Here is a 26,830-nt window from a genome sequence, read left to right on the forward strand (position 1 = left end):
GGGAGCCGGCGGGGGCCACCCTCACCGACGGTGCAAGCCGACGGGGCGTCAGCTCCGCGCGGGCGAAGCTCTCAGGTCCCGATGACAGAGGGGGAGGCCTGTCGGGCTCGCCCGTCCAGGCTCATCCGCTCCCCACGGCGGCGAGTCCTGCGGCGTGCGTGCCCCCGCCGGTCCGTGACCAGGAGGCCTCGACCACCATGACTGCCCAGCCGACCACCGGTCGTCCCCGCAGCGCTGCCACCCTCGCCGAGCTCGAAGCGGCCAGCCCCTTCGAGTCGCGGCACATCGGCCCCGACGCCGCCGCCCAGGAGAAGATGCTGGCGCAGGTCGGCTACGGGTCGCTCGACGAGCTCTCTGCCGCCGCCGTCCCGGAGGCGATCCGCAGCATCACCGGCCTGGACCTGCCGGCCGGCCGTACCGAGGCCCAGGTGCTCGCCGAACTGCGCGAGCTGGCCGGCCGCAACCAGGTGCTCACCCCGATGATCGGGCTGGGCTACTACGGCACCTTCACCCCGCCGGTGATCCTGCGCAACGTCATGGAGAACCCGGCCTGGTACACCGCCTACACCCCGTACCAGCCGGAGATCTCGCAGGGCCGGCTGGAGGCGCTGCTCAACTTCCAGACCCTGGTCTCGGACCTGACCGGGCTGCCCACCTCCGGCTCCTCGCTGCTCGACGAGGGCACCGCCGCCGCCGAGGCGATGGCGCTGGCCCGCCGGGTGACCAAGGTCAAGGGCGGCGTCTTCCTGGTCGACGCCGACACGCTGCCGCAGACCATCGCGGTGATAGAGACCCGGGCCCTGCCCACCGGCGTCGAGGTGGTGGTCGCCGACCTGTCCGAGGGCATCCCGGCCGAGATCGCCGAGGGCGGCGTCTTCGGTGTGCTGCTGCAGTACCCCGGTGCCTCCGGCGCGGTGCGCGACCTGGCCGCCGTGATCGAGCAGGCGCACGGGCTCGGCGCGATCGTCGCGGTCGCCGCCGACCTGCTGGCGCTCACCCTGCTGAAGTCGCCCGGCGCGCTGGGCGCCGACATCGCCTGCGGTACCTCGCAGCGCTTCGGCGTGCCGATGGGCTTCGGCGGCCCGCACGCCGGTTACCTCTCGGTGCGCGCCGAGTACGCCCGCTCGCTGCCCGGCCGCCTGGTCGGCGTGTCGGTGGACGCCGACGGGCACCGCGCCTACCGCCTGGCCCTGCAGACCCGCGAGCAGCACATCCGTCGCGAGAAGGCCACCAGCAACATCTGCACCGCCCAGGTGCTGCTCGCCGTGATGGCCTCGATGTACGCCGTCTACCACGGGCCGGACGGTCTGGCCGACATCGCCCGCCGCACCCACCGCTACGCGGCCGCGCTGGCCGCGGGTCTGCGCGCCGGTGGCGTGGAGTTGGCCCACGAGGCCTTCTTCGACACCGTCACCGCCAAGGTCCCGGGCCGGGCCGCCGCCGTGCTGGCCGCCGCCCGCGAGGCCGGCGTCAACCTCTACCAGGTGGACGCCGACACCGTCTCGATCTCCTGCGACGAGACCACCACCCGTGCGCACCTGGCCGTGGTCTGGGCCGCCTTCGGCGTCGCGGGTGTCGACGCGGACGCGGTCGCCGAGACCCTGCCGGCCGGCCTGCTGCGCGAGGACGAGTACCTCACCCACCCGGTCTTCCACAGCCACCGCTCGGAGACCGCGATGCTGCGCTACCTGCGCCGCCTCTCGGACCGGGACTACGCGCTGGACCGCGGCATGATCCCGCTCGGCTCCTGCACCATGAAGCTCAACGCCACCACCGAGATGGAGGCGGTCACCTGGCCGGAGTTCGGCCAGCTGCACCCCTTCGCCCCGATCGAGCAGGCCCAGGGCTACCTGACCCTGATCCGCCAGCTGGAGCAGCAGCTGGTCGAGGTCACCGGCTACGACGCGGTCTCGATCCAGCCGAACGCCGGTTCGCAGGGCGAGCTGGCCGGTCTGCTGGCGGTGCGCGCCTACCACCACGCGAACGGCGACACCCAGCGCGAGGTCTGCCTGATCCCGGCCTCGGCGCACGGCACCAACGCCGCCTCCGCCGTGATGGCCGGCATGCGGGTGGTCGTGGTCAAGACGCTGACCGACGGCGACGTGGACGTGGAGGACCTGAAGGCCAAGATCGAGCAGCACCGCGAGCAGCTCGCCGTGCTGATGGTCACCTACCCGTCCACCCACGGCGTCTTCGAGACCCAGATCACCGACATCTGCGCCCTGGTGCACGAGGCCGGCGGCCAGGTCTACGTGGACGGTGCCAACCTGAACGCGCTGGTGGGCCTGGCCAAGCCGGGCAAGTTCGGCGCGGACGTCTCGCACCTGAACCTGCACAAGACCTTCTGCATCCCGCACGGCGGCGGCGGCCCGGGCGTCGGCCCGGTGGCGGTGCGCGCGCACCTGGCGCCGTACCTGCCCAACCACCCGCTGCAGTCGGAGGCCGGTCCGGCCACCGGTGTCGGCCCGATCTCGGCCGCCCCGTGGGGCTCGGCGGCGATCCTGCCGATCTCCTGGGCGTACGTGCGCCTGATGGGCGGCGAGGGCCTCAAGCGCGCGACCCAGGTCGCCGTGCTGAACGCCAACTACATCGCCAAGCGGCTGGCCCCGCACTTCCCGGTGCTCTACACCGGCCCCGGCGGCCTGGTCGCGCACGAGTGCATCATCGACCTGCGCCCGCTCACCAAGGAGACGGGGGTGACCGTGGACGACATCGCCAAGCGCCTGATCGACTACGGCTTCCACGCCCCGACCATGTCCTTCCCGGTGGCCGGCACGCTGATGATCGAGCCGACCGAGTCCGAGGACCTGCACGAGATCGACCGGTTCTGCGCCGCGATGATCGAGATCCGGGCGGAGATCGAGAAGGTCGGCTCGGGTGACTGGGCCGCCGAGGACAACCCGCTGCGCAACGCTCCGCACACCGCCGCCACGCTGGCCGGCGACTGGGCGCACGGCTACTCGCGCACCGAGGCGGTCTTCCCGGCGGGCGTGAACCCGGCCGACAAGTACTGGCCGCCGGTGCGCCGGATCGACGGCGCCTACGGCGACCGTCACCTGGTCTGCTCCTGCCCGCCGCTGGACGAGTACGACGCCTGATCCCAGGGCGGATGACGAAGTCCCCTGCGGCGGTCGCCGCAGGGGACTTCGTCTGATCGGGCCGGCCGTCCCGGGATCAGGCGGCGATCAGCAGCGCCCGGTGCGGCGCGATCACCCGGCCGTCCGGCAGTAGTTCGCCGGTGTCCTCGAAGAGCAGGACCCCGTTGCAGAGCAGGCTCCAGCCCTGCTCGGGGTGTCGGGCGACCGGGACGGCGGCCTCCCGGTCGGCGGATTCGGCCGACGGACACTCAGGTCGGTGCTGGCACATCCTGGTACCTCGCTTCACTCACGATCCACGCCCCCCGCAGCGGTACCGGCCCGAGTCCTCGCGGACCCGGCGGCTCCGGAACACCGTTGACGGTGGTCGGATCCTGTCCGGCCGGCCCAGGTGTGAACCGGCGCGTCTGTGGGTAGGACAGGTGGTCCTTCCACGCTGGTTCCCAGTGTCGGCATCCCGGGCCCGTCCCGCAGCTGTTTGGTGACATGCGCCACAACTACGGGCCAGAGATCACCCATTCAGATGGCTCCCCGGGATTTGGGCGCACAAACGGGCCACCCGGCTCTGGTTCGGCCGGGTGGCTACGAGATAGTCCGTCAGGATGGGGCTGGTAGCCCGGGTCGGTGGCCTGAGGGGCGGGCTAGAACGCGGGCACCGCCGCGAGCGGAGCGCCCGTCGCTGCCACCGCTCTGGCGGCGGTGGCCGTCGCGGGCCGGGCGAGCAGGGCGAGGAGTTCTCCGGCCGGATAGGCGCGGTGGGCGGTGACCCCGAGTGGTGCCGGGGCCAGTGGGATCAGCAGATCGTCGTCCGGCGTGGCGTCGATGCCGTGCAGCCAGAGCGCCGTGGCGTAGTGCCCTGGCATCGACAGCAGCCGGGCCTGATGGCTGGTGCGCTGAGCCTGCACCAGCTGCCAGGCCTGGGCCAGCGCCTGCACCGTGGAGTCCAGGTAGGGACCGGCCGCGAAGTGCGCGAAGCTGTGGCCTTCCGCCGACTTCACCACCTCGGCCGCCGCGACCACCGCCCCGCCGTGCTCGATCAGGAACCGCCAACCCGTGCGCGGCGCGGCGACCAGCGCCCGTGCCGTCGTCGTCCCGGGCGGCAGTTGGTGCACCGCCAATGGATGGGAGGGCGACAGCGTGCCGGTGGGGCTGCGCAGCGCGGCGGCCCCTGGCTGGCGCAGGGCGGCGGGCGAACTCAGTGCGGCCAGTACGGCCCGCAGGGCGCTGGGCGGGGGCTGGGGCGTTTGCAAGGTCATGGCAGGTCGCCTCTCCGTGCGAGATCGGCGTGCGAAAGCGGCATACCGGCATGGCGCGAGATGGCCGGGTCCGGTTGGGCGTGATCGCGGGGCTTGGCGCGCGGGTGGACTGCGCCGCACGCGAGGGTGTCGCCCGAGCCCGGGAAAGCGAACCGGGGCCGGGGCGACAAGCGGGGCGCAGCCTACTCGAACAAGTGCGCAGGGTGACCTTCTTATCACCTTCCGTCCTGCCCGGCAAGTTGACCTAGCGGTGAGAAATCGTCAGTTCCCTTGTGCCGCAAGGCAATGCGTCGCGTCGGGTATCGATCTTCCGGCTGGGCATGATGCAGTGCACGGTGGCACCGGCCTAAGGGGGCATCCATGGGGGAGAAGGTCATCGCGACTCGCGCGGACCTGGCTGACCGGCAGCAGTACCGGCTCAAACTGCAGGCCTGTCAGGAGGCACTGGACCGAATGCTCGTGGAGGGCCGGTTCGACAAGCCCAGGGCGGTGCTCGGCCTGGAGATCGAGCTCAACCTGGCGGACGAACAGGGTCTGCCGCTGATGCGCAACGAGCAGGTGCTGGCGGCGATCGGCTCCGCCGACTTCCAGACCGAGCTGGGCCAGTTCAACATCGAGGTCAACATCGCCCCGCACCGGTTGAGCGGCCACGTCTTCGAGGAACTGCGCGAGGAGATCGACACCGGTCTGCGGTACGCCGACCGGCGGGCCGCCGAGGCGGATGCCCGGATCATCATGGTCGGCGTGCTGCCGACGCTGGGCCTGGAGCACACCGGCCTGGAGTCGATGTCGCACAACAACCGCTACACCCTGCTCAGCGACCAGATCATGGCGGCCCGCGGCGAGGACATCGCGCTCGACATCGAGGGCGTGGAGCACCTGGTGCTCGAATCGGTGACCATGGTGGCCGAGGCGGCGGCGACCTCGCTGCAGCTGCACCTCCAGGTCACTCCGGACCGGTTCGCCTCGGTCTGGAACGCCGCCCAGGCGATCGCTGCCATCCAGGTGGCGCTGGGCGCCAACTCGCCCTTCCTGTTCGGCCGCGAGCTGTGGCGGGAGACCCGCCCGGTGCTCTTCCAGCAGGCCTGCGACACCCGTTCGGCGGAGCTCAAGGCCCAGGGCGTGCGCCCCATCACCTGGTTCGGCGAGCGCTGGGTCGACTCCGTGCTGGACCTGTTCGCGGAGAACCTGCGGTACTTCCCGGCGCTGCTGCCGATCTGCGACGACGAGGACCCGGCCAAGGTGCTGGCCTCCGGCGGCATCCCCAAGCTCGCCGAGATGCGGCTGCACAACGGCACCGTCTACCGGTGGAACCGCCCGGTCTACGACGTGGCCGACGGCGTCCCGCACCTGCGGGTGGAGAACCGCTGCCTGCCGGCCGGCCCGACGGTCGCCGACACGCTGGCCAACGCCGCGTTCTACTACGGCCTGGTCCGGGTGCTCGCCGAGCAGGGCCGGCCGATCTGGACCAGGCTGCCGTTCGACCGCGCCGACCAGAACTTCCAGACCGCCGCCCGCTACGGCATCGACAGCGCCATCCACTGGCCCCGGCAGGGCCGCGGCGCCCGCGGCGCGCTCGCCGAGGTACCGGTGGTCGACCTGGTGCTCAGTGAGTTGCTGCCGCTGGCCCACCAGGGCCTGGACGCCTGGGGCGTGCAGCCGGCCGACCGGGACCGCTACCTGGGCATCATCGAGCAGCGCTGCCTGCGCCGGACCAACGGCGCGTCCTGGCAGGCCGCCACCGTGCACCAGCTTCGCGAGCGGTACGGCATGGACCGCGCCACCGCGCTGGCCACCATGACCCGGCGCTACATGGAGCTGATGCGGGCCGGCGAGCCGGTGCACACCTGGCCGGTGGGCTGACCTCCGAGGTCACGGCCCGGCTCATCCTGGTATGACAGGATGATCGGCCATGACGATCGCACCGCCCGCACACCCCGAGAACACCCTGCCGCCCGGCTCGCCCGGGCGGCGGCTGCTCGGCTTCGAGCTGCTGATCGTCCTGGGTCTCTCGCTCGGCGCGAGCGGCGTCTACGCGGCGATCAGCTTCGTCGACTCGCTCACCCGGCACGCCGCGCTCAGCCAGCAGGTCGCCCCGCTGAACTCCTCGGCCGCTCCGGGTCGCCCCTGGCTCGACCTGGCCTACCAGCTCTACTACATCGGCCGCGGCCTGATGCCGGTGGCGCTGGTCGGCTACCTGCTGATCCGCGAAGGGGCCAGCCTGCGGGTGCTCGGCTTCGATCTGCGCCACAAGCTCGCAGACCTGGGGCGCGGCGCGGCGGTGGCGGCCGTGATCGGCGGCAGCGGGCTGGCCCTCTACCTGGGCTCGCGGGCCGCCGGGTTCAACCTCACGGTGGTGCCCTCCGGCCTGCCCGACGTCTGGTGGCGGATCCCGGTGCTGATCGGCTCCGCCTGCCAGAACGCCGTGCTGGAGGAGGTGGTGGTGCTCGGCTACCTGATCCGCCGCCTGGAACAGCGCGGTTGGAGCTGGCCGGCGATCGTGCTGGCCAGCTCGGTGCTGCGCGGCTCCTACCACCTCTACCAGGGGGTGGGCGGTTTCATCGGGAACATGGTGATGGGTGCCGTCTTCTGCCTGCTCTACCGGCGTTGGGGCCGGGTGATGCCGATGGCCGTGGCGCACGCGCTGATCGACACCACCGCCTTCGTCGGCTACGCGCTGCTGGCGGGGCACGTCAGCTGGCTGCCGACGGGCTGAGCGTCGCGGCCGCATCGAACGTCGCCGAGGGGCGGCGCGGCGCTGACGGGTCGAGCCCTGCCGACGAGTTGGCCACCGCCGAGGGGCTGAGCGCGCCGTCCAGCACGGTGACCGCGTGGCCGGCCAGCAGCACTCGCGTCCAGCCGTCGGCCGGGGGCGTCCCCAGCCCGCTCTCGCCGCGCGGGCCGCGCAGCTCGCAGTGGACCAACCCGCCGCGGGCCGAGGCCTGGTAGCCGGTCAGCACGGTGCGCCCGAGCCGCTCGGCCCAGAACGGGGCCAGCACCGTGTGCGCGTTGCCGGTCACCGGGTCCTCGGGCACCCCGGCGGCCGGGGCGAAGTAGCGCGAGACGAAGTCGTAGCCGTCGGACGGGTCTTCGGCGAGCGCGGTGACCACCACGCCGCGGGCCTGCTGGCGGGTGATGCCCGCCAGGTCCGGGGCCAGGCCGCGCACGGCGTGCTCGCTGCGCAACTCGGCGAGCAGGATGTCCAGGCCGCCGGTGGTGCGGCAGCCGAGCACCGGGCTGCCGAGCGCCTCGGCCAGGCCGTCCGGGATCTCGGCTGCCTGCGGTCGGGCTGCGGGGAAGTCCAGGCTGATCATTCCGTCGGCGCGGGGAGTGGCGGTCAGCAGGCCGCTCAGCGAGCTGAACCGGACCGGGCCCTGGCCGGCCAGGCCCTGGGTGCGCAGCGCGTGGGTGGCGGCCAGCGTGCCGTGGCCGCAGAGCGGGACCTCGGTCATCGGGGTGAACCAGCGCAGCGCCCAGTCGGCTTCGCCGCCGTCGGTCAGCGGGCGGACGAAGGCGGTCTCGGAGAGGTTGAGCTCGCGGGCCACCTGGCGCATCCACCGCTCCGCGGGCCACGCGTCCGTCTCCAGCAGGCAGACCCCGGCCGGGTTGCCGGCGAAGGGTCGGTCGGTAAAGGCGTCGATGATCGAGATGCGCATGCCCTGAGCCTAGGGGCAGTCAGTGTGCGCTCGACAGGGCCAATTCGGCAGGTCTGGCCCGGCCGGTTTGGGCACGATGGTGGGGAGCGGCCTGCCTGGCCGCTCCCCACCACCGCGTCGCGGGCCGCTACGCGGGGCTGCCGCTGGCCTCGCGGACCTCCGCGTACGGGGCGAGCCTGCGGAGCGACTCGATGTTCTTCAGCAGCGATTCCTTGGTCTCGTGCGCATCGCCGACCACGATGACCGAGCCGTTGCTGGCCTTGAGCCGGAACCGGTGCATGCCGCTCTCGTCGGTGTACAGCTCGAACTTCCCTGCCATGGAGTTTTCACCTTTCGTACTTGGTCGCACCCCCTCCTGACGCACCGTAGGCGGGGCCCGGGCGAGCCGCACGCCGGGTGCCGTCGTCCGGGTGCGCGCCTGCGGGGTCAGCCGAGCAGCCGGATCAGCGCGCTGTCGAAGAGGTCGAGCGCGCGTGGCAGCGGGCCCTGGTCGTGGTGGTGCAGGGCGGACCAGAACAGGTCGCCCGGGTGCGCGTGCTTGGACGCGTACACCCGGTACGCGTACCAGTGGCCGTCCACGCCGGCCAGTTCGACCAGCCAGCAGCATTCCGCCGACTGGTCTGACGATCCGTCAAACATGAAGAGCTGCATCGGCCGTGGCAACGGATCTCCCTCCCGGGGTGGCGGACCTCACGGGGTGAGACCGCCGTCGCGGGCGGAAGGTTGTACCGCGCGGCCGGGGTTCAGTCGCCGGTGGCCGGTCGGGCGAGCAGCCAGCGCTCCATCATGAGGTGGATCTCGGCGAGGATCGCCGGGTCGCCCTCGGGCCGGTCGCGGAAGGCGGAGTTGAGCAGGCGCCCGGCGCTCGCCACCGCGAGGTCGGCGCGCAGCGCGAAGGCGGGGGTGTCCGGGTAGCCGTAGCGGTCCACCAGGACGGTGCGGATGGCGCCGGCCAGCCGGCGATCGGTGTTCTCGTCGTACTCGCGCAGTGCGGGCAGTGCGGGGCCGGCGAACCAGAGCCGGTGGAAGCCCGGCTGCTCGCGGCGGAACCGGGCGTGCGCGTCGAGCAGTTGGGCGGCCAGCTCGCTCGCGGTGGCGGGCAGCGGGCCGCTCAGGATCTGCTCGGTGAGGGCCGTGAACTCGTCCAGCCAGCGCACCGTCAGGGTGCTGACGATCGCGTGCTTGTCCGGGAAGAACCGGTACAGCACGCCGATCGAGACCTCGGCCTCGGCGGCGATCAGCTTGGTTCCGACCTCGTCGTAGTCGTGCTGCTCCAGCAGCCGGGCCGTGGCCGCCAGGATCCGGGCCACCTTCTCCCGGCTGCGCTGCTGCTGCGGCTCGCGCAGCACGCCGGCGGGCAGCGGTGGGACGCTCGCGGTCATCGCACTCCTTGACAGGGCCTCAAAGCTGAACCAGAGTCTAGTTCATGTTTTCCACTGGGGGAGCGGCCGCCGGGCCGCTGGGACCGCGCTTCCGACTGCTCTGGACCTCGGTCACGGTTTCCGCGCTCGGTGACGGCATGCGCTTCGTCGCGCTGCCGCTGCTGGCCGCCCGGATCTCCGGAGATCCGCGTGACCTGGCGCTGGTGGCCGTCGCCGAACAACTGCCCTGGCTGCTGCTCAGCCTGCCGGCCGGGGCGCTGGCCGACCGGGTGGACCGGCGGCGCCTGCTCTGGACGGTGGACGCCTGCCGCGCGGTGCTGGCCGCCGGCTTCGCGATCACGGTGGCGCTCGGGGTCGCGCGGATTCCGCTGATCGCGCTGGTCGGCTTCCTGCTCGGCTGCGGTCAGACCCTCTACAACGCGGGCTGGGCCGGAGTGGTCCCGGCCGTGGTCCGACCGGCCGACCGGCCCCGGGCCAACGGCCGGCTGCAGGCGGGCGCGCTGGTGACGGACTCGCTGCTCGGCGCCCCGTTGGGCACCGTCTGCTTCGGACTCGCCGCGCTGGCGCCGTTCGCGGTGGACGCGCTCTCCTTCGCACTGGCGGCCGTGCTGGTCTTCCTGCTGCCCGGCAGCCTGCGGGTCCGGCGCCCCGAGCCGTTGACGGACCGTCAGGCGGCGCGTGGCCTGCTCGCCGAGGCGGCCGAGGGCGCGCGGTGGCTGGCCCGGCACCGGCTGCTGCGGGCGCTCTGCCTGGCGGCGGCGACGGCCAACCTGGTCTTCGGTGGCGTGCTGGCGGTCCTGGTGCTCTACGCGCGCGAGGTCCTGCGGCTGGGCGCGGTCGGCTACGGACTGCTGGTCGCCGCCTTCGCGGTCGGCGGGGTGCTGGGCTCGCTGGCCGCGCCCCGGCTCGGCCGGCTGCTCGGTACCCGCTGGACGCTGCTGGTCACCATGCTCGGCTCCGGCCTGGCGCTCACCGTCGCGGGGCTGACCGGCAGTTGGCTGCCGGCCGGTTGCGCCACGGTCGGCTACGGCGCGCTGAGCATGGCCTGGGGCGTGCTGGCGGTCTCGCTCCGCCAGGACCTGGTGCCGGAGCAACTGCTCGGCCGAGTCAGCATGGCCTACCAGATGGTGGCCAACGGCGGCTTGGCCGTCGGTGCGGCGCTGGCCGGCGAGCTGGCCCACGCCTACGGGCTGCGGGCCCCGTTCCTGGCGGGCGCGGCGCTGACCGTGCTGGCCGCGCCGCCGCTGTACCACGTGCTGAGTTCTCGTCAGGCCGCGGCCTGCGCGCCGGTGGGGACGGCCTCCGCGGCGCCGCCCACCGTGGGCGGCAGCGCCGACGCCCGGGCCAGCCGCCGTACCTCGGGCACCGCCAGCACCAGCAGCGACAGCAGCGTCATGCCGCCGGCGCAGGCCCAGAGCGCTCCGTTCAGGCCGAGCCCGCCGGCCAGCGGGGCAGCCGCAGCGGTGCCCACCGGTGCCAGCGCCACCGAGCCGCACCAGTCGTAGGCGGCCACCCGGGAGAAGCTCGCCGCCGGGATCTCCTGCTGCAGCGCGATCATCCAGCAGACTCCGTAGACCGTCCCGCCGACCCCCGAGGCGAACATCGCGCACCCGATCGTGGTCAGCGACGCGCCGGCCGCAAGCGTCGCGGCCGGCGCCGCGAACAGCAGGATCCCGAAGGTGCCGGCCAGCAGCAGCCGGCGGGGCTGCCAACGGACCATCAGCAGCCCGCCGGCCACCAGCCCGGCGCCCATCGCCGCGTTGACCAGCCCCCACGGTCGCGGCCCGCCGAGCCGCTGGTCGGCCACGATCGGGCCGAGCACCGATTCGGCCGCGATCAGGCAGGCGTTCACCACGCCGTACTGCACCACCACCGCCCAGAGCCAGCGCCGGGAGGTGAACTCCCGCCAGCCCTCGCGCAGATCGGCCAGCATGCCGGGTGCGGCCTCCCGGCTGGCTTCGGGGTCGCCCGCGCGCTGCTGCGGGGGTCCGGCGGGTGCCGGGTCGCGCAGCAGGACCCGCAGCGCGCCGGCCGCGGCCAGCGTGGCGGCGTCCAGCGCCAGCACCCAGCCGGGGCCGACCACCGCGACCAGGGCGCCGCCCAGCGCCGCGCCGGCGATCAGTGAGGAGTTCAGCGCGGTGCGGAAGAGCGCGAAGGCCCGTGGGGCCTGCTCCTGCTCGACCGACTCCATGATCATGCCCTCGGCCGCCGGGGCGTAGAAGGCCTGTCCGATCCCGTTCGCCGCCGCCAGCAGCACCACCTGCCAGAGCCGGGCCGAACCGGTCAACACCAGGGCGGCCAGCAGCGCTTGGGAGAGCGCGTTGCCGAGGTTGGCCGCGACCATCACCCGGTGCCGGGGCAGCCGGTCGGCCAACGCGCCGCCGATCAGCAGGAAGAGCACGATGGCGGCCAGCCGTGCGCCGGTGACGTAGCCGATCTCGGCGGCCCCGCCGCCCATCCGCAGCAGCGCGAAGGCGGTGGCGATCGGGGCGCCGGCGTTGCCGAGGCCGCCGACCACGGTGGCGCCGGTCTGGATCAGGTAGTCGCGCCCGGCCCAGGACAGCGGGCGGGCGCGGTGCTTGCGCGGGGTCCGGGTGCTGTGGGTGCTCGGGGGTTCGAGGTGGTTCGGCGTGCGGCCGACGGTGGTGGTGGCTCGGTTCGGCATTCGCCCGACTATGACGGTGGCATGGATGCCTGTCCACGTTACGGACAGGTATGGACAGGTATGGGGAGTTACCCTGCACAAACCGATCGGAAACTGGTAGAAGCTGATCGAAAATCAACTTGGATGCTCCGAATGCCCATGACAGCATCCCGTCGTGGTCAAGGGGTTCACCTGCGAGCGGCTCAGCCCAGGTGCCCGCGCAGGAAGCTGAGGGTGCGGCGCCAGGCGATCTGGGCCTGCAGCGGGTCGTAGGTGCCGTTCAGGTTCTCGTCGTTCATGAACGCGTGCCCGGCGGGATAGAAGTGGATCTCGGGTCGGCGGTCGGTGGCCTCGCCGATCCGGATCGCCGCCTCGTCCACCGTGGCCGTGGGCAGCCCGTGGTCGCGCTCGGCGAAGTGGCCCAGCACGTGGGCGGTCAACCCCCGGTAGTCGTAGTCGGGTTCGCGCGGCAGCCCGTAGAACGGGACCACGGCCGCCACCTTGTCGCCCTCCTGCGCGGCCAGCCGGAGCGCGAAGCCGCCGCCCATGCAGAAGCCGACCACCGCGACCGCGTCCCCGAGCAGCGCCGGGTGGCCGAGCAGGAAGTCGACGGCGCCGCGCAGGTCGCGCACCGCCCGCCCGGCCGGCAGCTCCTGCAGCAGCCTGGCGGCCTCCTCGCGGTCGTGCGTGGTGGCGCCGCCGTACAGGTCGGGGGCCAGCGTCACGAAGCCCTCGGCGGCGAACCGGTCGACCATCGAGGTCATGTGCGTGGTCAGACCCCACCACTCCTGCACCACCACCAGCCCTGGCCCGCGTCCCTCGGGCGGCAGCGCGAGGTAGCCGTGCGCCTGGCCTCCGTTGCTCGGGAAGGTGGTGTTCTGCGCCCCGGAGGGGGGTTCGGCCATCGGGCATCTCCTGGTGAGCCGCGGACCGGGCCACGGCGGCCCGCGGGGACGATGCTATTCGGGCCGGGAGCCGAGCGGGAGTCAGTTCCTGGACGTCATCGGCGTGTCGCGTGGCCGCTCCGTCAGCTCAGGCGGCGGCTCCGTAACCCCGGAATGCATCTGGCATGCCCATGGTCATTCAGATGTGCTGGATCTCCGTGCCGCCACCCGGCTGGAATCCCCGCAGGTACCCGGGCAACTCGCGCTCGGTGCCCGGGTGCGGCTGCGGCGTGCCGTAGACGGTCGACACCGGCACCACGCCGGACCAGTACGGCAGGTCCGCGTCCTCCGGGTCGTCCGACGCGCCGTCGTTGCGCGACTTGGCCGAGACCTCGTCGAGTACCAGTCGGATCACCGCCGTCTTGGCCAGCTCCTTCGGACTGGCCGCGCGGACGTCCGCCGAGCGCCCCGGGATCGCCTGGTCGACCAGCGCGTCGAGCGCCACCGCCAGCTCGGCCGGGTCGGTGACCTGCTCGGCGACGCCGTGCGCGACGACCGAGCGGAAGTTGACGGAGTGGTTGAAGGCCGACTTGGTCAGCACCAGGCCGTCCACCTGGGTGACCGTCACGCAGACCGGCAGGCCGGCCGCGCCGCCGGCCGCCCGCAGCGGGCGGCTGCCGGTGGAGCCGTGCAGGTAGAGCCGGTCGTCGACCCGGGCGAAGATCGTCGGCAGCACCACCGGCGCGCCGTCCGCCACGAAGCCCAGGTGGCAGACCCAGGCGGTGTCGAGGACCGCGTGGATCTCGGCCCGCTCCCAGCTCGCCCGCTCCTTGTAGCGGGTGGGCGTGGTGCGCGGGGTGCGGGCGTACCGTTCCTGCTGCTCGGTGCGAGGCTCCGACATGACAACCCCCTATGTACTAGTGCATAATGATGTTTGTGCTAGGAGACTATCGGATTCAGGGCCGCCGCGCCACGGACATCGCCGCCGACGTCGAACGCGCGGTCGGCGCGGGAGAGCTGCAGCCCGGTCAAGCGCTGCCCCCGCTACGCGAGTTGGCCGAGGAGCTGGGGGTCAACCCGAACACCGTGGCCGCCGCCTACCGCCTGCTGCGCGACCGTGGGGTGATCGAGACCGCCGGGCGCCGGGGCAGCCGCATCCGCCCGCGTCCGGTCACCACCTACCGTGACCAGGTCCGGCTCGACGTCCCGCCGGGCGCCCGCAACCTGGCGTCCGGCAATCCCGACCCGCGCCTGCTGCCGCCGCTCGCCCCCGCCCTCGCGGTGGCCGCCGCCGCCGCCGACCAGGACCCCGTGCTCTACGGCCGTCCCGCCACCGACCCCGAACTGATCGAGCTCGCCGCTGCCGGCTTCCGGGCCGACGGGGCGCCCGAGGGCGCGTTCGCGGTCACCAACGGTGCGTTGGACGCGATCGACCGGGTGCTGGCCACCCAGCTGCGGCCCGGTGACGCGGTCGCCGTCGAGGACCCGGGGTGGCGCAGCCTGCTCGACCTGCTGCCCGCCCACGGGCTGCGCACCCTGCCGGTCGCGCTGGACGACCAGGGGCCGCGCCCCGAGGCGCTGGCCGGCGCGCTGGCGGCCGGCGCCCGGGCGCTGGTCGTCACCAGCCGGGCGCAGAACCCGACCGGCGCCGCGATCACCGCCGCCCGGGCCGCCGAGCTGCGCGCCGTGCTGGCCGGGCACCCGGACGTGCTGCTGCTGGAGGACGACCACGGGCACGGCATCACCGCGCTGCCGTTCGTCACCCTGGCCTGCGCCGCCGACCGCCGTCCCGTGGTCTCCCGCTGGGTGGTGATCCGCTCGGCTGCCAAGGCCTTCGGGCCCGACCTGCGGCTGGCCGTGCTGACGGGAGATCAGGCCACCATCGACCGGCTGCGCGGCCGCCAGCGCCTGGACACCGGCTGGGTCAGCCATCTGCTGCAGCGCGCCACCGCCGAGCTCTGGCGCACCCACGGCGCTCGCCCCGCCGGTGTCGCCGAGGCCTACGCCGCCCGCCGCGAGGCGCTGTTGGCGGCGCTGGCCGCGCACGGCATCGTCGGCCAGGGCGTGAGCGGGGTGAACGTCTGGGTCCCGGTGTCGGAGGAGACCGGCACCGTGGTCGGCCTGCTGCAGCGCGGCTGGGTGGTCGCCCCGGGGACGGCGTTCCGGGTGCAGTCCCCGCCCGGGGTGCGGATCAGCGTGGCCGAACTGGACCCGGCCGAGGCGCCGCGGCTGGCCGCCGACCTGGCGACCGTGCTGGCGGGGTCGACGGCGGGGGCGCGGCAGATCTGAGCCGGGGGCGGGTGACGAGTCGACAGTAGTTAACGCAGCGGTAACAAGGCAGGAAAAGGTGCTGCAGCTACCTAGCGGTAACCGGCGCGCGCATGCCACATTCATCGCGCCACCGGCCGGCGGCTCTCCCTCACCCAGAGCGGTTCCCCACCCCACGCCGGGGAGCCGCTGACCGCAGGAGTTCCGTCGTGCCCGAAACCTGGAACAGCCCTACGCGCGTCCCCGCGGCCAAGCGGCTGCTCGCCGCCGCACTCGCCCTCCCGCTCTGCGCCACCGCCCTGCTGGCGGTCGCCGCCGCCCCCGCTCGGGCCGCCTCGGGCCCCACCGCGAGCGTCAGCCTGGGGGACAGCTACATCTCCGGCGAGGCCGGCCGCTGGATGGGCAACAGCGACACCAGCAGCGGCGACCGCGCCGGCACCGACCTGGCCTGGAACGGCAGCGGCTACGACCCCAGCCTGGTCTACGGCTCGACCTACGCCAGCGGCTGCGACCGCTCGAACTCGGCCGAGGTCACCGGCGCCACCGGCATCGCGCAGACCAGCATCAACCTGGCCTGCTCCGGCGCCACCACCGCCGACGTCTTCCGCGCGGTGGACGGCGGCCAGAGCTACAAGGGCGAGGCCCCGCAGGCCGACCAGCTCGCCACCGTCGCGGCGCAGAACAGGGTCCAGCTGATCACCCTCTCGATCGGCGGCAACGACCTGGCCTTCGGCAGCGTCATCCAGACCTGCGCCGAGGACTGGCTGATCTACGACTCGTACTGCCACGACACCGAGCAGGCCGCCGTGGACGCGAAGATGGCCACCGCGATGGCGAACGTCGGCAAGTCGATCGACGAGATCCGGGCGGCGATGGCCGGTGACGGCTACAGCCCGAGCAGCTACCGGATCGTGCTCCAGTCCTACCCGTCGCCGATCCCGCGCAGCTCGGAGAACCGCTACCCCGAGACGGGCTGGACGCGCGAGTCCGAGGGCGGCTGCCCGTTCTGGAACGCCGACTCCGACTGGGCCCGCGACTCGCTGGTCCCGGAGATCTCCGACAACCTGGCGGCCGTCGCGGCAAGCCACGGCGTGCAGTTCCTCGACCTGCGCGACTTCCTGCAGGGCCGCGAGGTCTGCTCGACCGCCACGCAGCTCGCCACCCCGGGCGCGGGCCCGTCCGCGACCACCAGCGAGTGGGCCCGCTTCCTGGACGCCGGGCTCAGCACCCAGGGCACCACCCAGGAGTCGATGCACCCGAACTACTACGCCCAGCTCGGCCTCAGCCGCTGCCTGTCCCTGCTCTGGGCGCAGCAGAGCGGCGACTTCGCCTGCCGCAACACGCCCGGCGAGGACGCCTCCGGGATGTACCTGACGGCTTCCTGACCGCCGCCGGAAGCACGCGCACGCCGCCGATCCCAGGTCGGGGATCGGCGGCGTGACCTGCTCGAACGCGCGATGCTCAGTGCTTGGCGTGCAGCGAGCTGGTGTGCTCGCGGATCTGCTCCTTGGTCAGGTACGCGTCGGTGTACTCGAAGTCCCGCAGCTTGGCGGGCCGCTGGGACAGGAACCCGATCCGGACGAAGTCGTCGCCCGCGGTCGCGTTCAGCAGCCAGCTGGCGCCGACCCGCAGCTTGGCCACGTTGGTCCGCAGCGCCATCAGGTGGTAGCCGCGCGCCACCAGCTGGGCCGGCACGCCGGTCATCTCCACGCCGAGCGGCTTGGAGACCGCGTCCTTGCCGCCCAGGTCGACCACCAGGCCCAAGTCCTTGTGGTAGTACGGCTCCAGTGGCTGGTTGCGCAGCGCGGCGACCAGGTTGTCCGCCACCTTGCGGCCCTGGCGGGCCGAGTGCTGCGCGGTGGGCGGGCAGACCGCGCCGTCGCCCTTGGCCAGGTCGGGCACCGCCGCCGCGTCGCCGAGCGCGAAGATGCCGTCGAACTGCGGCACCCGCATCTCGGCGGTCACCGCGATCCGCCCGCGCACCGTCTCCGCGTCCAGCGTGCCGATCAGCGGGCTGGCCGCGACGCCCGCGGTCCAGATCAGCGTGCGCGAGGGGATCACCCGTCCGTCGGTGAAGGTCACGGTGGTGTCGCCGACCTCGGCCACCGAGACGCCGAGCGAGACCTCGACACCGCGGTCGCGCAGCACCTTCAGCGCCCGGGTGCCGAGGTGCTCGCCGAGTTCGGGCATCAGCTTGGGCGCGATGTCGATCAGATGCCACTTGATCAGCCGCGGGTCGAGCCGCGGGTAGCGGTCCAGCGCGGCGGTGGTCAGCCGCTGCAGGCAGGCCGCCGTCTCAGTGCCCGCGTAGCCGCCGCCGACCACCACGAACTGCAGCCGGGACTCGCGCTCGGCCTGGTCCAGCGTGGCCGAGGCGAGATCGAGCTGGGCGATCACGTGGTCGCGGATGTACGCGGCCTCGGCCAGCGTCTTCATCCCGCGCGCGTGGTCGGTCAGGCCGGGGATGTCGAAGGTGCGGGTGATGCTGCCGGGGGCCAGCACCAGGTAGTCGTACGGCTCGGTGACCACCTCCTCGGTGATCTTGCGGACGATGCAGACCTTGGCCCGCGGATCGATCCCGATCGCACCGCCCGGGATGATGTCGGTGCGGTGCAGCGAGCGGCGCAGCGAGACCGCCACCGACTGCGGGGTGAGCACCCCGGCGGCGACGTGCGGCAGCAGCGGTAGGTACAGCTGATAACTGAACGGGGCGACCAGGGTGATCTGCGCCTCCGTCGCGGCGAGCTTGCGCTCCAGCCGACGGGCGCACTCCAGTCCGGCGAAACCGCCGCCCACCACCAGGATCCGAGGACGTTCCATCGCTGTCTTCCTTCGCAGTCGGCGGGGCCCATGTGACGGCACGCCACGTCCCGGCCACCCTCGCATGGCCCCTGGGGGCGCGCCACCGCAGCACGGGCGGATGGGTAGGGTTGGCGCGTGCTTCGTGAGGTGACGGCGATCCGCTACGTGACGCCACTGCGAGAAGGCGGCTCGATGCCGGGCCTGGTGGAGGCCGACGACCACCGGCTGTACGCGCTCAAGTGGAGTGGCGCGGCGCAGGGGCCCAAGGCGCTGGTGGCCGAGGTGCTGGCGGGGCGGATCGCCCAGGCGTTGGGGTTGGCGGTGCCCGAGCTGGTGCGGATCGACCTCGATCCGGTGCTGGCCCGCAGCGAGCCGGAGCAGCAGATCCAGGAGCAGATGCGCGCCAGCGGCGGGGTCAACGTGGGCCTGGCGTTCCTGAGCGGGGCGTTCAACTTCGACCCGCTCTGCTTCCAGGTGGACCCCGAGCAGGCCGCCCGGGTGCTCTGGTTCGACGCGCTGATCGGCAACGTCGACCGGTCCTGGCGCAATCCCAACCTGCTGGTGGCCGATGGACGGCTGCACCTGATCGACCACGGCGCGAGCCTGATCTTCCACCACCACTGGGCCGGGGCGGCCGGCTGGACCAGGCGCCCGTACGACGCGGGCGATCACGCGCTGGGCCGCTTCGCCGGTGACCTGACGGCGGCCGACGCGGAGCTGGCCCCGAGGGTGACCGCCGAGCTGCTGACCGCGGCGGCGGACGCGATCCCCGAGGAGTTCCTGCTCGACGAGCCCGGTTTCGAGCACCCCGCCGCCGTCCGGGCCGCCTACGTCGCGCAGTTGCTGGCGCGGCTGGCCGGGCCGCGCGACTGGCTGCCCGCCCGTTCTGCGGAGGCGACCCGATGACCGAGCGCCATGACATGACCGAGCGCCACGACTACGAGTACGCGGTGATCCGGGCGGTGCCCCGGGTCGAGCGCGGTGAGTGCGTCAACCTCGGGGTGCTGCTGTACTGCCGCTGGCGCGAGGAGCTGGTGGTGCGCACGCTGCTGCCCGAGGCGAAGCTGCTGGCGCTGGACCCGGCGGTCGACCTCGACGCGGTGGCGCGGGCGCTGCGCGGGATCGAGGGCATCTGCGCCGGCGGCCCGGCCGCGGGCCCTGCGGCCGGTGACAGTCCCGGGCAGCGGTTCCGCTGGCTGACGGCGCCGCGCAGTGCCGTGGTCCAGCCCGGGCCGGTGCACACCGGGCTGACCGCCGACCCGGCGGCGGAGCTGGCGCGGCTCTTCGCGCAGCTGGTGGCCTGAGCGGCGGTCGCTCCCGGCCCGGTTGTTTGCCGAACTCAACACTGGACTGGATAAAAGTTTTATGCGTCCTGTGATCTCATGGATGCCATGACCACCCTCGCACCCCCCGTCAGCACCCCCGCTCTGATGGAGGCGGTGGCGGCCGTGAGCGCCGCCTACTTCCTCGACTTCGCCGCCGCCGCCGGCCGGCACGGGCTCAGCTCCTCCCAGGCCAAGGCGCTCGGCGTGGTGCTGGAGCCGGTGCCGATGCGGGCGCTGGCCGGTCGGCTCGGCTGCGACGCCTCCAACGTGACCGGCATCGTCGACCGCCTGGAGGGGCTGGGCCTGGCACGTCGGGAGGCGGCCGCGAGCGACCGTCGGGTGAAGATCGTCACCATCACCGACCAGGGGCACGAGGTGCTGCTGAAGATCCGCGCGGACATGACCAGGGCGCACCGGGCGCTGGACTCGCTCAGCGAGGAGCAGCGTGCCGGTCTGCTGACGATGTGCCGGCAGCTGCTGCCGCTGCTGGGCAACTGACCCTCGGGGTCCGCCGGCCGCCCTCGGCGTCCAACCGCCGGACCGGCTGCTGGACGCCGAGGGCGGCCGTCTGATTGCGTGTGCCCGGTCGCAATCGATCGTTCGGGGGCATGCCGGTGACACACGGGTGGGAAGGCGTGCTGCTGCTGGGCGTGGTGGTGCTGGCCGGTGCCTCGGTGCAGCGGATGGCGGGGATCGGCTTCGCGCTGGTCGCCGCGCCCGCGCTGGTGCTGCTGCTGGGCGCGGGCCCCGGGGTGGTGCTGGCCAACTGTGCGGCCGGGGCGATCAGCGCGATCGGGCTGGCGACCAGCTGGCGCCAGGTCCGCCCCGGCGCGATGGTGCCGCTGGTGGCGGCCGCCGCCCTGAGCGTGCCGGCCGGCGCCTGGGTGGCGGCCCGGCTGCCCGAGCCGCAGCTGCTGGCCGGGATGGGCCTGCTGGTCAGCGTCGCGGTGCTGCTGGTGATCTGCGGCACCCGGGTGGCCGCGCTGCGCGGACTGCGCGGGGCGCTGGCGGCGGGGGCGGCCAGCGGCTTCATGAACGCCTCGGCCGGGGTGGGTGGCCCGGCCCTGTCGCTGTACGCGGTGAACGAGGGCTGGACGGTGCGCGAGTTCGTGCCGAACGCCCAGTTCTACGGCCTGCTGGTGAACCTCCTGTCGGTGCTGGTCAAGGGGACGCCCAGGCTCAGCCGCCCGTCCTGGCTGGCGGTGGCCGTGGCGCTCGGCCTCGGCGCGCTGATCGGGCGCGAGCTGGCCGGACGGGTGCCCGAACACCGGGCCCGCACCCTGGTGTTGCTGCTCGCGCTGGCGGGCGGGCTGACCACGCTGGGCAAGGGCCTGCTGGAGTTGTAGGGCCGGTCCTACCAGCGGCGCTGGGGCCGTCGACACTGGGCTGACCTCGACTGTTAACCTTGCGAAGCGTGAGCGCCAAGCCCCAGATCCCCAATGTCCTGGCCGCCCGGTACGCCTCGGCGACCCTGGCCCAGCTGTGGTCCCCCGAGCACAAGGTGGTCCTCGAACGCCACCTGTGGCTCGCCGTCCTCAAGGCCCAGCAGGATCTGGGCATCGAGGTGCCCGAGAGTGCGGTCGCCGACTACGAGCGGGTGATCGACCAGGTCGACCTCGCCTCCATCGCCCGCCGTGAGCGGGTCACCCGGCACGACGTGAAGGCCCGGATCGAGGAGTTCAGCGAGCTCGCGGGCCACGAGCAGATCCACAAGGGGATGACCTCCCGGGATCTGACCGAGAACGTCGAGCAGCTGCAGATCCGCCAGTCGCTGGAGCACGTCCGGGACCGCACCGTCGCCGTGCTGGTGCGCCTGGGCCGGCTCGCCGCCGAGCACGCCGAGCTGGTGATGGCCGGTCGCTCGCACAACGTCGCCGCGCAGGCCACCACGCTCGGCAAGCGGTTCGCCAGCATCGCCGACGAGCTGCTGGTCGCCTTCGCCCGGCTCGAGGAGCTGATCGCCCGCTACCCGCTGCGCGGGATCAAGGGCCCGGTCGGCACCGCTCAGGACATGCTCGACCTGCTGGGTGGCGACGACCGGAAGCTCGCCGACCTGGAGCGCCGGGTGGCCGGCCACCTGGGCTTCGAGAACGTCTTCACCTCGGTCGGCCAGGTCTACCCGCGCTCGCTGGACTTCGAGGTGCTCACCGCCCTGGTCCAGCTGTCCGCCGCGCCGTCCAGCCTGGCCAAGACGATCCGCCTGATGGCAGGTCACGAGCTGGTGACCGAGGGCTTCAAGGAGGGCCAGGTCGGCTCCTCCGCGATGCCGCACAAGATGAACACCCGCTCCTGCGAGCGGGTCAACGGCCTCGCGGTGATCCTGCGCGGCTACGCCTCGATGACCGCCGAGCTGGCCGGCGACCAGTGGAACGAGGGCGACGTCTCCTGCTCGGTGGTCCGTCGGGTCGCCCTGCCGGACGCGTTCTTCGCCTTCGACGGCCTGCTGGAGACCTTCCTGACGGTGCTCGACGAGTTCGGCGCCTTCCCGGCCGTGATCGAGGCCGAACTGGACCGCTACCTGCCGTTCCTGGCCACCACCAAGGTCCTGATGGGCGCGGTGCGCGCCGGCGTCGGCCGTGAGGTCGGGCACGAGATCATCAAGGAGCACGCGGTGGCCTCCGCGCTCGCGATGCGCGGCGGCGCGCGCGAGAACGAGCTGCTCGACCGGCTGGCCGCCGACGACCGGATGCCGCTGGACCGGGCCGCGCTGGACGCGCTGCTGGCCGACCGGCTCTCCTTCACCGGCGCGGCCGGGGCCCAGGTGGCCGAGGTGGTCCGCCGGGTCGAGGCGGTTGCCGCCGCCTACCCGGAGGCCGCCAAGTACGCGCCGGGCGCCATCCTCTGACGCTCAGTCAGGAGCTGGTGGATCCGGGGCGCGAGTGCCCAGGATCCACCGGCGGCGCGGTGGTGCCGCAGTACCAGGTGCTGTCCGGCTCGGCTGCCGGCGCCGGCGGGCGCCCCGGCACGGTGACCAGCGCCAGCAGGCCGGAGCCCGCGAGCACTCCCGCGCAGATCAGCACGGCGGTGCGGAAGGCCGAGTCCACCGCGCTCGGCACCTGGTACTCCTCGCCGCTCAGGCCGGTCAGCAGCGGCAGCGCCGCGACCGCCAGCAGGCCGGCGGCGCGCGCGGCGGCGTTGTTCACCCCGCTGGCGATGCCGGCCCGGTGCACGTCCACCGCCGCCAGCACGGTCGCGGTCAGCGGCGCCACCAGCGCCGTCAGGCCGACTCCGAAGACCACGGCCGCGGGCAGCACGTCCGTCCAGTACGAGGCGTGCGGGCCGATCCGCAGCATCAGCAGCACGCCGCCCGCGGCGATCAGCGGCCCGGCGGTCAGCTGCAGCCGCGGGCCGATCCGGGTGGCGAGCCGGCCCGAACGGGCGGACAGCAGCAGCATCAGCACGGTGACGGGTGCGAAGGCCACCCCGGCGACCAGCGGGTCGAAGCCGGCCACGGTCTGCAACTGCACCTGGAGGAAGAAGAACACCCCGCCCAGCGCGCCGTAGACGCCGAGCGTCACCAGGTTGATCACGGTGAACAGGCGCGAGTCGAAGAGTTCCAGCGGCATCATCGGCTGCGGGCTGCGCCGCTCGACGGCCACGAAGGCGGCGCCCAGCAGCAGGCCCGCGACGGCCGACACCCAGACCGCCGCCGTCACCTTGTTGCCCGCCGCCGTCAGCGCGTAGGTGACCCCGCCGAGCGCGAGCGCGGCCAGCACCGCGCCGGGAACGTCGAAGCGCCCGGTGGCCTGCTCGTCGCGGCTCTCCGGCACATGGCGCAGGGTCAGCACCGCGACCAGCACCGCGACCGGCAGGTTGATCACGAAGATCCACCGCCAGCCCGGGCCGCTGACCAGCCAGCCGCCGAGGAACGGTCCCACCGCCGTGGCCACCCCGCCCAGGCCGGACCAGGCGCCGACCGCCGCCGAGCGGTCGTCCGGATGGAAGGAGGCCTGGAGCAGCGCGAGCGAGCCGGGCGTCAGCAGCGCGCCGCCGACGCCCTGCAACGCGCGGGCGGCGATCAGCAGCCCGACGGTGGGCGCGATCGCGCACAGCCCGGAGGCGGCGGCGAACCAGCAGACGCCGATCACGAAGACCCGGCGCCGCCCGTAGCGGTCGCCGAGCGAGCCACCGAGCAGGATCAGCCCGGCCAGCGTGAGCAGGTAGGCGTTCACCGTCCACTGCAACGCGGACAGCGAGGCGCCGAGATCCCGCCCGATGCTCGGCAGCGCCACGTTCACCACCGTGCCGTCGAGCATCGCCATGCCAGAACCGAGCGCGGCGGCCAGCACCACCCAGCGTCCCTGGCGGCTCTTCAACCGCAGTTGACTCTCCATAACCCCTGATCCTGCGCGACCGGCACGGCGCGCCGCTACCCCGCCGCGCCGGAGTGGCCGAACCCGGGTGGCGGCGGTCAGCGGCCCGGGTGAGGGTGGCAGCAGCCGCTCAGTCCCACGTCGAGTCAGGTGATCCGCCATGACGCTGCCCTCCGCCCGCGGAGCCGGCGATCGCTCCAGCCACTGCTTCGAGCCGACCCGCGCGCCGGCCCGGCGCGAGCTGTCCGTGGCCGCGGCAGGGGAGTGAGCGCGATGGTGGACAGGAGGCGGATCGTGGTCGGCGTGGACGGCTCGCCGGCGGCCGCGGCGGCGCTGCGCTGGGCGATCGAGCAGGCCCGGGTGACCGGCGCGGACGTGGTGGAGGCCGTGATCGCCTGGGAGTTGCCCGGCTACTACGCGCTGGCCGGTGGTGCGACGCCGCCGGAAGGGATCGACCCGGAGCACCTGGCGGCCCAGGTGCTCAGCGAGGCGGTCGAGCGGGTGACCGGGGGCAGGGCAGCCGTGCCGGTCCTGCAGGTGGTGCTGCCCGGTCTGCCGTCGGCCGCGCTGCTCGCCCAGGCCCGGGCCGCTGAGCTGGTGGTGGTGGGGAGCCGGGGGCTGGGTGGCTTCGCCGGTGTGCTGCTCGGCTCGGTCAGCCGGCATGTGCTCGAGCACGCCCCGTGCCCGGCCGTGGTGGTCCGGCCCGCCCGGAGCGATCGGGGCACCGGCGAACACCCCGTCAGCGGCGGATGACCGACCGCCCGCAGCCGCACGTCGACCCGCTGGAGGCGATGGCCGCCACCGGCGTCGGCTGTTTCGAGTGGGATCCGGCCACCGGCCGCTTCACCCTGGACGCCCCCGGCCTGGCCGTCTTCGACCTGCGGCCGGACGAGTACGACGGGATGGCGGCCGGGCTCTCCCGGCGGCTCCCGGTGGAGGAGGTGATCCGGCTCTTCAAGCTGGTGGAGGACATCCGGGCCGGTCGCAGCGACTCGTACAGCAGCTACTTCCGGATCCGCCGCCGGGACGGCTCGATGCGCTGGACCCACACCCAGGGCCAGGTGATCCGCGATCCGGAGCACGCGGGCACCCGGGTGGTCGGTGTGGTGCGCGACGCGACCCAGGAGCTCTCCTACTCGGCGCTGCGGCTGATGGCCGAGGACGACCGCCAGCGCCAGGAGACCGAGCTGGGCGAGGTGGCCCGGGCGCTGGGCGAGGCGCTCAGCGTGGACGACGTGGTGGCCGTGCTGACGGGGGATCAGAGCATGCGCCGGCTCGGCGCGCAGGGCGTCACGCTGGGCGTGGTCGACCAGGGAAGGGTCAAGCTGGTCGGCGCGGTCGGGCGGGTGAACGTCCGGGTCCGCGCGATGCACCAGGCCCGGCTGACCGAGCCCCGACCGCTGAACGACGTGGTCCGCTCCGGCGAGCCCGCCTTCTTCACCTCGCGCGAGCTCTTCGCCAGCCGGTACCCGGACCTGGCCGACCAGTTGACCGACAGCCTGGCGACCGCCGCCGCGTTCCTGCCGCTGACCGCCCAGGGCCGTCCGATCGGCGCGCTCGCCCTGGTCTACGAGGGCAAGCGCAGCTTCAGCAGCGAGGACCGCACCTTGTTGACCACCCTGGCCAGTGCCATCGCCCAGTCGCTGCAGCGCGCGATGCTGGTCGACCAGTCCCGGGAGATCGCCGCCGGGCTGCAGAACGCGATGCTGCCGCGCCACCTGCCGACGATCACCGGCGGCGCGCTCACCGTGCGCTACCGCACCGCGCGCGAGGGCGTCTGGATCGGCGGGGACTGGTACGACGCGGTACCGCTGGCCGACGCGGTGGTCGGGGTGGCCATCGGCGACGTGCAGGGCCACGACACCGAGGCCGCCGCGATCATGGGGCAGCTGCGGATCGCGATGACCGCCTACGCCGCCGAGGGGCACAGCAGCGCCGAGGTGCTGGCCCGCGCCTCGGCCTTCCTCGCCGAGCTGCACGCCGACCGCTTCGCCACCTGCCTCTACCTCCAGGTCTCGCTCGCCACCGGCCAGGTCAGGGCGGCCAACGCGGGCCACCTGCCGCCGCTGGTCCGACACGCCGACGGCACAGTGGGCCGGGTCGAGGTGGCCACCGGCCTGCCGCTCGGCCTGCCCGCCGACTGGCTGCCGGACGGCTACCCGCACACCGACTTCCATCTCGCGCCCGGCGACACCTTGCTGCTGTACACCGACGGCCTGGTGGAACGGCCGGGGGAGGACCTGGAGTTGGGTCTGGCCCGGCTGGCGGCGGTGCTGGCGGCCGGCCCCGGGCAGCTGCCCGCACTGGCCGATCACGTGCGCGACCGGCTCGGCGTGCGGCTGGAGGCGGAGGACGACGCGGCGTTGCTGCTGCTGCACCGCGACGGCCGCGAGGCCGGCTGACCCCGTTGGACGGCCCCGCCGGCCGCCCCTGCCGGCCGACCGCCGCCGGGTGGCGGATCCGGCCGCGTAGTGGATCCGTCAAGGAACGGCGCCGCGACGTACGGCAAGCGTCAAGGGCCGGTGTCGGCGCAGGTCATGAGGGGTCCAATGGAGGTCGGAGCCGGTTCCCGGGCGCGTCGAAAGCGGTCGGCGCGGGCGGGCGGCCCGCGGAGAGGAAGCGGTCGCCATGGCCGAGGGAGCACGGGTCATCGTCGGGGTCAGCGGCTCGGTGAGTTCGCTGGCGGCGGTCCACCGCGCGGTGCGCGAGGCCCAGCGACGGGGCGCGGAACTGGTGCCGGTGGCCGCCTGGCTGCCCGCCGACGAGCCGCTGCGCCCGCTCTCCGAGTTGGCGCACGCGGCCCGGCGCCGGCTGGACGTGATGTTCGAGCAGGCGTTCGGCGGCTACCCCGCCGGGCTTCTGCTCAGCCCGCTGGTGGTGCGCGCGGAGGCCGGACCCGCCCTGGTGGCGGCCGCCGACCGGCCCGGTGACCTGCTGGTGGTCGGTGCGGGCCGCCCGGGCCGGGTGTCCCGGCTGCGGCACGGCTCGGTGGCGCGGTACTGCCGGGCCCACGCCCGCTGCGAGGTGCTGGAGGTGCCGGCCGCCGACCTGCTGGCCGACCTGGAGCACGCGGTGCACGGCTGGGCCGGGCCCGCGGTCCGGCAGCCGAGCTGACCCCCCATGAGCGCGCCGGGTGGCTGACGGATCCTCAGCCACCCGGCGCTTTTCACCGGATCGCGCAATCAGTTCGGAATGCGCGGCCCGG

At 73.5% G+C, this 26,830-nt stretch carries 24 protein-coding genes and 1 pseudogene; 14 read left to right on the forward strand and 11 right to left on the reverse strand.

The window, feature by feature from the left end; genetic code table 11:
- Positions 1 to 197 precede the first annotated feature (197 nt).
- On the forward strand, positions 198 to 3,098 hold the full coding sequence (gene gcvP / locus P3T41_RS27070; RefSeq protein WP_280693130.1) for an aminomethyl-transferring glycine dehydrogenase: 2,901 nt from the start codon (positions 198 to 200) through the stop codon (positions 3,096 to 3,098).
- 76 nt (positions 3,099 to 3,174) lie between these two features.
- Here the strand turns inward: gcvP and P3T41_RS27075 are convergent, their stop codons facing one another.
- A complete protein-coding gene (locus P3T41_RS27075) occupies positions 3,175 to 3,366 on the reverse strand; it encodes a DUF5999 family protein (protein ID WP_280693131.1) in 192 nt (63 codons plus the stop codon).
- Positions 3,367 to 3,736: 370 nt separating this feature from the next.
- Positions 3,737 to 4,351, reverse strand: coding sequence for a hypothetical protein (locus tag P3T41_RS27080; RefSeq protein WP_280693132.1), 615 nt, complete (start codon positions 4,349 to 4,351; stop codon positions 3,737 to 3,739).
- Positions 4,352 to 4,711: 360 nt separating this feature from the next.
- On the opposite strand from P3T41_RS27080, the gene P3T41_RS27085 reads away from it, so the two are divergent.
- Together P3T41_RS27085 and P3T41_RS27090 are read left to right on the forward strand one after the other, a co-directional pair.
- Complete coding sequence (locus tag P3T41_RS27085; RefSeq protein ID WP_280693133.1) at positions 4,712 to 6,214, forward strand: glutamate-cysteine ligase family protein; 1,503 nt, start codon at positions 4,712 to 4,714, stop codon at positions 6,212 to 6,214.
- Between the two features lie 49 nt (positions 6,215 to 6,263).
- Entirely contained in the window at positions 6,264 to 7,067 is an 804-nt protein-coding gene (locus tag P3T41_RS27090) for a type II CAAX endopeptidase family protein (protein WP_280693134.1), read from the forward strand.
- Here the strand turns inward: P3T41_RS27090 and P3T41_RS27095 are convergent.
- The 4 genes from P3T41_RS27095 to P3T41_RS27110 all read right to left on the reverse strand — a co-directional run bounded on the left by P3T41_RS27095 (position 7,045) and on the right by P3T41_RS27110 (position 9,389).
- Positions 7,045 to 8,007 carry a PhzF family phenazine biosynthesis protein gene (locus P3T41_RS27095; protein WP_280693135.1) on the reverse strand — a complete coding sequence of 321 codons (963 nt, stop codon included), beginning with the start codon at positions 8,005 to 8,007 and terminating at the stop codon, positions 7,045 to 7,047. The two genes, P3T41_RS27090 and P3T41_RS27095, sit on opposite strands and share 23 nt — an antisense overlap.
- Before the next feature lie 127 nt (positions 8,008 to 8,134).
- On the reverse strand, positions 8,135 to 8,326 hold the full coding sequence (locus P3T41_RS27100; RefSeq protein WP_280693136.1) for a DUF1508 domain-containing protein: 192 nt from the start codon (positions 8,324 to 8,326) through the stop codon (positions 8,135 to 8,137).
- A 107-nt stretch (positions 8,327 to 8,433) separates the two neighbouring features.
- Positions 8,434 to 8,646, reverse strand: coding sequence for a hypothetical protein (locus tag P3T41_RS27105; protein WP_280693244.1), 213 nt, complete (start codon positions 8,644 to 8,646; stop codon positions 8,434 to 8,436).
- A gap of 104 nt (positions 8,647 to 8,750) precedes the next feature.
- Complete coding sequence (locus tag P3T41_RS27110) at positions 8,751 to 9,389, reverse strand: TetR/AcrR family transcriptional regulator (protein WP_280693137.1); 639 nt, start codon at positions 9,387 to 9,389, stop codon at positions 8,751 to 8,753.
- Between the two features lie 44 nt (positions 9,390 to 9,433).
- Between P3T41_RS27110 and P3T41_RS27115 the strand changes: the two are divergent.
- A pseudogene (locus P3T41_RS27115) lies at positions 9,434 to 10,636 on the forward strand (MFS transporter); the annotation flags it as partial.
- A 20-nt stretch (positions 10,637 to 10,656) separates the two neighbouring features.
- On the opposite strand, the gene P3T41_RS27120 reads toward P3T41_RS27115, so the two are convergent.
- The 3 genes from P3T41_RS27120 to P3T41_RS27130 form a co-directional block, all read right to left on the reverse strand.
- Entirely contained in the window at positions 10,657 to 12,054 is a 1,398-nt protein-coding gene (locus P3T41_RS27120) for an MFS transporter (RefSeq protein ID WP_280693138.1), read from the reverse strand.
- Positions 12,055 to 12,236: 182 nt separating this feature from the next.
- Positions 12,237 to 12,938: an alpha/beta fold hydrolase gene (locus tag P3T41_RS27125; RefSeq protein WP_280693139.1), complete on the reverse strand. Its 702-nt coding sequence runs from the start codon at positions 12,936 to 12,938 to the stop codon at positions 12,237 to 12,239.
- A gap of 178 nt (positions 12,939 to 13,116) precedes the next feature.
- Complete coding sequence (locus P3T41_RS27130; RefSeq protein ID WP_280693140.1) at positions 13,117 to 13,818, reverse strand: pyridoxamine 5'-phosphate oxidase family protein; 702 nt, start codon at positions 13,816 to 13,818, stop codon at positions 13,117 to 13,119.
- 35 nt (positions 13,819 to 13,853) lie between these two features.
- Here P3T41_RS27130 and P3T41_RS27135 point away from each other — a divergent pair, with 35 nt between their 5' ends.
- Both P3T41_RS27135 and P3T41_RS27140 read left to right on the forward strand, forming a co-directional pair.
- Positions 13,854 to 15,206 (forward strand): aminotransferase class I/II-fold pyridoxal phosphate-dependent enzyme, encoded by a 1,353-nt coding sequence (locus P3T41_RS27135; RefSeq protein ID WP_280693141.1) that lies wholly within the window; start codon positions 13,854 to 13,856, stop codon positions 15,204 to 15,206.
- A 188-nt stretch (positions 15,207 to 15,394) separates the two neighbouring features.
- Entirely contained in the window at positions 15,395 to 16,570 is a 1,176-nt protein-coding gene (locus P3T41_RS27140; protein ID WP_280693142.1) for a GDSL-type esterase/lipase family protein, read from the forward strand.
- A gap of 76 nt (positions 16,571 to 16,646) precedes the next feature.
- Here the strand turns inward: P3T41_RS27140 and P3T41_RS27145 are convergent, their stop codons facing one another.
- On the reverse strand, positions 16,647 to 18,005 hold the full coding sequence (locus tag P3T41_RS27145; RefSeq protein ID WP_280693143.1) for an NAD(P)/FAD-dependent oxidoreductase: 1,359 nt from the start codon (positions 18,003 to 18,005) through the stop codon (positions 16,647 to 16,649).
- 117 nt (positions 18,006 to 18,122) lie between these two features.
- Between P3T41_RS27145 and P3T41_RS27150 the strand changes: the two genes are divergently transcribed.
- The 5 genes from P3T41_RS27150 (at position 18,123) to purB (ending at position 22,157) form a co-directional block, all read left to right on the forward strand.
- On the forward strand, positions 18,123 to 18,893 hold the full coding sequence (locus P3T41_RS27150; protein WP_280693144.1) for a HipA family kinase: 771 nt from the start codon (positions 18,123 to 18,125) through the stop codon (positions 18,891 to 18,893).
- Positions 18,894 to 18,907: 14 nt separating this feature from the next.
- Entirely contained in the window at positions 18,908 to 19,291 is a 384-nt protein-coding gene (locus P3T41_RS27155; RefSeq protein WP_280693245.1) for a DUF3037 domain-containing protein, read from the forward strand.
- 87 nt (positions 19,292 to 19,378) lie between these two features.
- Positions 19,379 to 19,810 carry a MarR family transcriptional regulator gene (locus P3T41_RS27160; RefSeq protein WP_280693145.1) on the forward strand — a complete coding sequence of 144 codons (432 nt, stop codon included), beginning with the start codon at positions 19,379 to 19,381 and terminating at the stop codon, positions 19,808 to 19,810.
- A gap of 110 nt (positions 19,811 to 19,920) precedes the next feature.
- Positions 19,921 to 20,658, forward strand: a complete 738-nt coding sequence (locus P3T41_RS27165; protein ID WP_280693146.1) for a TSUP family transporter — start codon at positions 19,921 to 19,923, stop codon at positions 20,656 to 20,658.
- 59 nt (positions 20,659 to 20,717) lie between these two features.
- Complete coding sequence (gene purB, locus P3T41_RS27170; protein ID WP_280693147.1) at positions 20,718 to 22,157, forward strand: adenylosuccinate lyase; 1,440 nt, start codon at positions 20,718 to 20,720, stop codon at positions 22,155 to 22,157.
- 7 nt (positions 22,158 to 22,164) lie between these two features.
- On the opposite strand, the gene P3T41_RS27175 is transcribed toward purB, so the two are convergent.
- Entirely contained in the window at positions 22,165 to 23,646 is a 1,482-nt protein-coding gene (locus tag P3T41_RS27175) for an MFS transporter (RefSeq protein WP_280693148.1), read from the reverse strand.
- Positions 23,647 to 23,898: 252 nt separating this feature from the next.
- Here P3T41_RS27175 and P3T41_RS27180 point away from each other — a divergent pair, with 252 nt between their 5' ends.
- The 3 genes from P3T41_RS27180 to P3T41_RS27190 all read left to right on the forward strand — a co-directional run bounded on the left by P3T41_RS27180 (position 23,899) and on the right by P3T41_RS27190 (position 26,739).
- A complete protein-coding gene (locus P3T41_RS27180; protein WP_280693149.1) occupies positions 23,899 to 24,378 on the forward strand; it encodes a universal stress protein in 480 nt (159 codons plus the stop codon).
- Complete coding sequence (locus P3T41_RS27185; protein WP_280693150.1) at positions 24,375 to 26,027, forward strand: SpoIIE family protein phosphatase; 1,653 nt, start codon at positions 24,375 to 24,377, stop codon at positions 26,025 to 26,027. Before P3T41_RS27180 ends, P3T41_RS27185 begins: the two co-directional genes overlap by 4 nt.
- A gap of 226 nt (positions 26,028 to 26,253) precedes the next feature.
- Positions 26,254 to 26,739 carry a universal stress protein gene (locus tag P3T41_RS27190; protein WP_280693151.1) on the forward strand — a complete coding sequence of 162 codons (486 nt, stop codon included), beginning with the start codon at positions 26,254 to 26,256 and terminating at the stop codon, positions 26,737 to 26,739.
- Positions 26,740 to 26,830: the final 91 nt, after the last annotated feature.

The organism is Kitasatospora sp. GAS204B, assembly GCF_029892155.1.
In the GTDB taxonomy this organism is placed as follows: Bacteria; Actinomycetota; Actinomycetes; order Streptomycetales; family Streptomycetaceae; genus Kitasatospora.